General features: G+C 47.0%; 2 protein-coding genes. Both read right to left on the bottom strand.

Annotated features, from left to right (window positions below; translation table 11 throughout):
- Positions 1 to 191: 191 nt before the first annotated feature.
- On the bottom strand, positions 192 to 782 hold the full coding sequence (locus HNR76_RS15260; protein WP_162312344.1) for a hypothetical protein: 591 nt from the start codon (positions 780 to 782) through the stop codon (positions 192 to 194).
- Positions 779 to 1,351 (bottom strand): RHS repeat-associated core domain-containing protein (locus HNR76_RS15265; RefSeq protein ID WP_221301523.1); only part of this gene is annotated, 573 nt, incomplete at its 5' end. The genes HNR76_RS15265 and HNR76_RS15260, both read right to left, overlap by 4 nt.

A 1,351-nucleotide genomic window follows, 5' to 3' on the forward strand; every position in this document is an offset into this window, starting at 1 on the left:
TGGCCACCGAGCCGCCATAGGTATGCGTGGCCCGGTTGCCGCGGCCGCTGTACGTGTAGCCGTGGCTGGCCATGGCCGTGGTGCGGTTGTTGCCGGTACTGACCGTCAGCAGGTCGTTGGTGGTCCACTGGTGCTGGGTCTTGATTCGGCAAATTACCAAACCCTATGGACTATCCAATTTCACTTACGCATTAAGGATAGAAATACTCCCACCCATTGCCATCACCACCTTGCCAAGGACTCAATTCCCCTACCGTGCGCCTGGATAGTTTGCATGTAAAATTAAGATCGAATCTCTTCTCCTCCTTCCTATAATAATTCACTGCATCAATCAGGCCGCTGACCTCAACAACATCCCTTTCCCCTTGCAATGGATCTATGGAAACAGATGCATTATCTGACATCCAGAAATCAGCCTTGTATATAAACCCAGACCAACCACTAGAAAATTTAGCACCATGTAAGCGAACTCCATCTTTAATGTTTTCGACATCCTCCAAATGCCCAGTAATTTTGGTGAAATACTGAGAATCAGAAAATCCATCCTTGTCGGAAAAAACCCTTAAAGACAGAACAGCACCTGATCCCGGCTGAATACGATGACCAAAATTAGCAGTCGAAATATTTCTTTCCAGTTCACTCAACCCATGCGATGTGGCTACTGAAATTTCAGCATCATCCACTACTATACACTCATAACTTTCACCTTCTGTGGCGCCCGTATGAGCAGGACAGGAAGCCAGCAAAATAGTCAAAGGTACAATCCAGGTTAGTGATTTCATTGCCCACATCCACATTTTGATTTACGCTCAATATTGAAGTCATAGACTTGCTCATGCGCTCGCCGAGTAGCCTCAGGACTAATATAGTTATGATCATAATTATTCAACTTCTCCTGAAGCCCTATAGGACGAGTGAAATGCAAACCCTCATGAATAATTGTATCAAGCAAGTTATATATTCCAGACCAATCAAGTATATCTAGATATCTCTCATTGAGATGAATGTACCCATCCCCTCCACGCAATTGCGCCTGACCCTCAACTCCACTGCGAGGTATATCCGCTTTCGGGGTACCCATACCAAACCTAACATCGGGATTCATTCTTTTTGCGAATTCAAATGCGGTATCGATATCGCATTGTGTCAGCCCGAGTGAATCAATCCTCGAGATCGGATTTCCAGACACATAAACATACGGATTCAACCCACCCGCCAGCCCGATAGGATCGACCTGCGTATACGCCCCCAGCCGGGCGTCGTAATACCGGTTCATGTTGTACCAGAGGTTGGTTTCCTGATCGTAGTACTGGCCCGGGAAGCCGATGTTAAGCCCGCCGATGCTGTCCAC

The organism is Pseudoxanthomonas broegbernensis (assembly GCF_014202435.1).
GTDB classification, from domain to species: domain Bacteria; phylum Pseudomonadota; class Gammaproteobacteria; order Xanthomonadales; family Xanthomonadaceae; genus Pseudoxanthomonas; species Pseudoxanthomonas broegbernensis.

Coding starts and splice junctions, on each gene's coding strand:
- HNR76_RS15260 (WP_162312344.1), bottom strand. CDS start 782: ATGAAATCACTAACCTGGATTGTACCTTTGACTATTTTGCTGGCTTCC.